The organism is Candidatus Avelusimicrobium fimicolum (assembly GCF_021632165.1).
In the GTDB taxonomy this organism is placed as follows: Bacteria; Elusimicrobiota; Elusimicrobia; order Elusimicrobiales; family Elusimicrobiaceae; genus Avelusimicrobium; species Avelusimicrobium fimicola.
Genome location: NZ_JAJWTS010000001.1, coordinates 43777 through 50137 on the forward strand (window position 1 = coordinate 43777; position 6361 = coordinate 50137).

Sequence of the window (6361 nt, forward strand, 5' to 3'; positions counted from 1 at the left end):
TTTAATTTGCATTATAATCCGACAAAATTATTTTAGCCCCTTGGTCAAACTGCTGCGGCACCAAATGGGAATACAACACATAGAAAGAAATGAGAGCCGTTAAAAGCCCGGCCGCCGTTACGATATATTCTACCGCAGTTTGGCCCTTTTTGTTTAAAAAAGTTTTTCTTTCATAGGTGTTCTTCATACATTAAAACTGGATAGCCAACGCAATCTGTTGCGAGGTGCCCAACGCGCCAAACGGCGTAACGGCATAATCAATAGACGCCCCGTAACCAAACAATTCGGAACTGTAAATACCGAACCCGAAGGAAACCTTGGAGGTTTCAGCCAGACCTAAATCGCCCACCCAAGAATCTTTTTCGTTGGTGCCTGTATTTGTGCGGGTATAGTAACCTACACGCAAATCAAAGCGGGCCACTTGAAGCATATCCTCAGGGATATGCACTTCCAAGCCAACGCCATAGCGGGCTTTATCGTCGCGGTATTTCATATATTCGCCGGACACGGTAAAATAACGGGTATTCAAATCGGCACCCAAGCGCAAACCGCGCGGCATTTCTTCTTTATCGCCAATGTTTACAAGCGCACCGCCGAGGCCCAACCAGTTGACGAGGCGCAACTTGGCCCCTACATCAAAACCGACGTTATCATAGCGGTCGGTATCCAATTTTTCGCTGATATACTTGGCCGTACCGCCGATTTGGAGTTTTTGGTTGAAGAACCCGCGGGCAATAGAAAGACCGCCCACAAAGTTCTGCACCGGAACACCGACTTCGGGCTGTAATTCCCCACGATCTCCGCGAAAATCAAATCCGTCCATATCCATATAGTTCAGCGTTACGCCGATAATGGTTTTGCCAATAGGCTGCAAATAAGCCAAAGTGCGCGCTTTATAACCCTGTAAATAGTCCAAATACGCAAATTGGAGTTCGCGCGTAGAGGCAGAAGCGGCTCCCGCCGGGTTCCAGAACAAGGCTTCCGGGCCGTCCGCAATAGACACATAGGCATTACCTAATGCCTGGGCTCTGGGGGAGCCGGCGTCAATCTTTAAAAACGCGCTCGCGCTGGTACCGGCATTGGAATTAATACCAGCCTGTGCGCCTGCGCTTAAAAGACCGACCGTTAAACAAGCAATTAAAACTTTTATTCTTATATTCATAAATCTGTTTCTGCCGGACACCCGGCCCTATTTACGGCACTAGCGGCACAAAGTCCGCAGGCCCTTGGGGTTTTGCCCCCAAGGGCTGTTAAATTACGGAACCAAAATCTTTACAACTTTCTGGCAATGTTCACGTCCGTTTTGGGCTCTAAAATCTACCAGGCCGAAATATACACCGCGGGCAACCTTTTTGCCGTGCTGGTTGGTTCTATCCCATTTGCAGCGCAGGGCTGCGTTGCGGATATTGGGGAACGAATCCAAGCCGTCCTTATCCAGTTTTACAGAGCCTTCCGGTGTATTATCCGGGTTGAACTGCAAACTGCTGCCCATAGTTACCTGGTAGTTGTTGGCATCCACGCAGGTATAGTTGCTATCGCGCACCAAATCGCCCGCCAAGTTGAAATATTTAATAGATACCGTACCGGGCACCGGCATTTTGGTAATTTCCAGCGTACCTTTGCTGGCTACGCGCAACGGGTTCGGATAGAAGAATACTGTCTTTTCCCAGTCTTCGCAGACAAAGCGTCCGTCGCCAATGGCTACCGTGGCTTTATGCAAGTTTTGATACTGGTAAGTATCGGCCACTTTTTCAATGCTCCACTTGGCGGCATCAGCCGAGGTATCATCCGAGCCTAAAATTTCGCCGGTTACACTGTCAATATCGGCGGAGTTAAGCGCCGTTACAAAGCGGAACGGATAGGTTCCGTCCGGCACTTCCTGCTGGGCATAGTCGCGGCCGTCCCACACTTCTTCAATAAGTGTGGTGGCGGGACGGATACCCACAATGGCCTTTACCAATACTTCGTGGATATCTTTCACTTCCGTACCCGTCGTGGGGTTACGCAAGGTGCCCTTTTGGTAATCGTAAATCGTGGTACCGGGTTTAAAGATTTGGATAGCCACTTTCATCGGAACGGAAATCTGGTAACCAATCTTCATATCCGTATCGCGTTGGTTAAGCGCATAACCGTCCGCTTCCAAGAGGTCAAACACTTTTAACAAGTCGGCATTAATGCGGATAACCTTAACCGTTTCTTGATAGAGGTGCGGATCCGGGTAGTTTTTGGCAATCAAGCGGACCTCGTAAATGCCCGGCTTGACGTAAACACCGTTGTTATCCGTACCGTCCCAATACACTTTGCGCACGGTGTTAGGGTCAAAATTGCCCGTATTGGCAATCGTCGTAGTGGAAAGGTATTTGCATACCGCTCCGGCGGCGGCGTTGCGCTCGGTCAACTTGCCAGTAGTGTCGTAGCACATATTGGGTTTCAAGGCCACAATGGCGACCTCTACCGTTGCCGCGCGGGAAACGGAGAAATCAATTTCGTACGGCGGGATAAACACCGGGCCCGTAGAAGCATTGAACAACTGCGGGGCATTGGGATATACCGTTGTGGAGCCGTCCAAGAAATACACCGAACCGCGGGTAATATTAATCTTGCTGGACACCTTATCCGTAGCGTACCAGAAAGGTTCCTGTTTTACTTCGGCAGGAGTTTTAAACGGAGCGCCGACGATATAATTCTTATCCACACCGTTTTCCTTATATGTCTCGCCGGACTCTGCATAATAGCGGTCAAACGGTTCGTTGGAGCGGGCAGAGATAAAGAACGGATATTGTCCGTCCGGCACTGTTTCGTACGGGCAGTCTTTCAAATTCGTTTTGCCTTTGCACGCACCGGGCTGCTGGGTAGAGGTCGGGTTGTAGAAAGACACCGCATCCCACTCCTCGGTAATCATAATGCCGTCGCCCGTCTTGGTAGAAGTGCGGTCAAAGGTTTTAATCGGCTGCAAACGCACATCCAACTTACCTGCGGCCGCATCTTGGGCATTGGCCGGGTAGTTGGTAAAGGTGGTATCGTTTACATAGATACATTTAGTATCTTTCGCCGCCGCTGCGGCCGGGTCCACATAGCCCGCCGCATTAAACACATCGGCATCCGTCGTTTTGTTACAAATACGGGGCGGCCAAGAGGTTACACCCGTGGAGAGCGTACCGATTTCGCGCTTCAAAGTTACATAGTATTTGAGTTCCGTCGTAACCGTGGAACCCACCACATAGTTCGGGTTTTCCACCACCGTTACCGTATCGCGCGTATAAGGGTTAGCCGTACCTGTAAGGGTGGTATTCGTACCAATACCAGGATTCGTCAATGTCGCAAACGGAGTGGTTACACCCGTTTCGTACACATCTACACTCGCCAAGTTGGCGGCGTAACCCGTCGCCCAGGTAGAGGCATTTACCACAAAATCGCTGTAATCGCCACCCTTGGTGTTGTAGGCGGGGATAACGACATCTTTATTATAGATGTTGATTTGTACGTTCATCGCCTTGGACAACATATAAGAAATCGTAGCCTTGGCAGCACTATCGCCATATACATCAGTAGTGGCTACATCCACCACGCGGTACATATCCACCGGGAACACGGCAGAGGCTTTATTGGTTACCGCAGGGAACATAGCATCTTTGCTTTCCACTACAAACATATAAGTACCGGGGGTTACCATACGGCCTTGGTCGTCGCGCCCGTCCCAAGACAGCGTATTCATCTGCTGGGCAACCTGCGTGATGCCTGTTTTGGGCGTTAAGTATTTCACGTCCACGCCCGCCGAGTTGGTAACTTTGGCTACCACATTGGCTTCGCGCACGATAGAATATTTAAAGATGAACGGATCCAAACCGTACGCGGTCGGGCTGGAACCCACGGTGGAATAACTGACCGGTTGGATAGTGATATCCACAAATCCGCGTTCAATAGCCACCTGGCCCGTGTAGTAACTGAGGGTTTTTACACCCGTAAATTGTTTGTTGTTGTTGTCTTCGCTGGCCGTGCAAGCAGTCCCCCCAGCAAATCTCGGGGTATTAGCAGTACCGCCCAACGCGTTATAATAGCAGCCGTTATACGGAATTTCCGCCCACAGCACATATACATAGTTGCCGTCCGGCATCGGGGCCCCATAAGCAAAGGCTTCTTTGCAGGTAGCATCTGGGCAGGTAGAGCCGTCAGACATTTTTTCGCCCTCGGCATAGGTGCGCGTACAACCACCTTCTACGCCGCACAGACCGTCCCACTTGGAGGTAAAATTCATACGGCTGGTGCGGTCCTCGGCGGAACTATATACCAAAGTACCAGTTCCATCTACAAGCTTCGGGGCCGTACCCGTAGGCTGGGAGGAATTGGTGTTAATCGTATTCGTGCCGGAGTTGGTACCGGCAAAAGTAGTGCCGGGCGTGTAAATATTCCAATATACCTTGGACGCTTCCGTCGGAACGTAACTAATAGAAGCGTACGCCGTAGATTTTTTGTTCAGACCCGTAACGGCAATATCCGTCAATTTCAAGGGGTCCAAGGAAACTTGGCGCGTAACGGCGCGGGAGAAATCAATGCCCGGCCACTCATCCTGCGTTTTGGCTTGGATAGCGGCAATATAGTTGCCCGCCGGCAGGAGCATACCGCTGTCGCTGCGGCCGTCCCACGAGTCAGACTCTACAATTTGCTTATCGCTTTCCACCCCTTTCAACCCTTCACCCACGCGCGGCTGCCAATCAACCAAGGTGCGAACGATTTGGGCCTTACCTTTAATAGGATCTGCCGTATTTGTGGCGCCGTAATTGGTATTGTCGCTATTGGAAGCATCCAAAATAGCGATACGAACATCCGCATCTTTGCTCAAACGATAAGCAAAGGTGTAGGGTTGGGCCGGCACGGCGGTAATATCCCCCACCACGGTAGGAGTGCTGCGCACGGTATGTACGTTGGTTACGTCCACCTGTATCGGGATTTGGTTTTCGCCGGGGTAGGCAATCGTGGAGTTAAATTCAATTTTATCTACGGCTACGTTATCGCCGGGGAAGTCCGTCGCCACGGTGGCGCGGAAGGCAAAATCCCCATTGGATTTACCAAATTCGCCCGCAATATCGTAAGAACCGTCCCACGCGGCGCAGAAAGGAATCTCCTTATCAGAAGCCGCTCCATCGTTATTAAAAATAATAAATTGACAATTTTTATTAGGGCAATTAGCATCTTTATCTCCAATCGTACAATAAGAAGAACTAACCAGACCGCCACCCACCTCGTAGCACAAACCTTCTCTTAATTCATATTTTGGAGCCGTGCAAGTGTACCCATCATTCGGGCCACCCGGGCAACGATAAGAACCACATTTGGCAGATTTATCTGCCGTATTCGGGTACAAATCAATAGAGCGGATAGCCGGGGTACCTTCCGCATCTTTAATGTTTTTACCGTTATAGTATTTGACGATATCAAAAGTAATATTCTGTAACGGAAACGCAATAGAATAAGTGGCCTGGGCCATAGGTCTGTTGGTGCAGACTACCTGCATACACAAGGCTAAACAATGGTTGGGGTATTTATTTTCTTCCGTAGGAGCCGGATAAGGCTGGTCGTATTCAATCAAAGCGGAACTGACCCACGGATCTTGCTTATTTGCATTTGAAGACGGGTACGGCTTGGTCGTAAAACTACGATTATTAGCAGCCTTAATAACGGATGTGCCCCAGTTACAATATACCGCGCTATCGCCAGTTACATTGTTGCTATTGTCAACTTTCATCTGGGAGCCGTCTTGATAATACACCCCTGCGCTTCTTACGTCGGCGCGTTGGGCAAACAGCGGCGAGCAAGCCGCGACTAACAACAAAGCCAAAACGGCGCGAAGCACCGTCCGGCCCGATAAAACCCGGATTAAACTTTTAATTCTATTCATTGTGTATGTATCCATTTGGGGACTTAATTCCCGTCTAAAAATTATATTTTTTACAAATCTTTTCCGCGCCAAAAACAATGCGCACGGAACGGCGGCTGATTATAAAAATAAACAGACGCCGAACCTATACTCTTAAATTTTTGCAACTTTTGGGGCAAATGTCAACTGTTTTTTGCATTTTTCCCCGTCTTATTAGGGAAATGGCACCATCCCCTAATTTAATTAACAACAAATTTGATATAAAAACACTTTAAAAAGAGCACATCAAACGGCCCCAACAAACAACACAATCGGTAGATCCTGAACTAAATTCAGGATGACCTCCCTTTGTAATAATGGCAGGGTATCCCCCTGCGGGCCGCACCTTGCAGGCCGCCAATTCAGGATGACCTCTCTTTGTAAGAACAACGGATCCTGGACTACGACTTTCCAGGATGACAACCGAAATCATAAACAAAGGCAATA

Annotated in this window: 3 protein-coding genes; all 3 read right to left on the bottom strand. The window is 49.3% G+C overall.

Going from position 1 to position 6361, the window contains the following annotated elements:
• Position 1: 1 nt before the first annotated feature.
• A complete protein-coding gene (locus tag ACQY2K_RS00205; RefSeq protein WP_428040298.1) occupies positions 2-187 on the bottom strand; it encodes a hypothetical protein in 186 nt (61 codons plus the stop codon).
• A 3-nt stretch (positions 188-190) separates the two neighbouring features.
• Positions 191-1162 carry a hypothetical protein gene (locus ACQY2K_RS00210; RefSeq protein ID WP_428040299.1) on the bottom strand — a complete coding sequence of 324 codons (972 nt, stop codon included), beginning with the start codon at positions 1160-1162 and terminating at the stop codon, positions 191-193.
• Positions 1163-1255: 93 nt separating this feature from the next.
• Positions 1256-5896 carry a hypothetical protein gene (locus ACQY2K_RS00215; RefSeq protein WP_428040300.1) on the bottom strand — a complete coding sequence of 1547 codons (4641 nt, stop codon included), beginning with the start codon at positions 5894-5896 and terminating at the stop codon, positions 1256-1258.
• Positions 5897-6361: the final 465 nt, after the last annotated feature.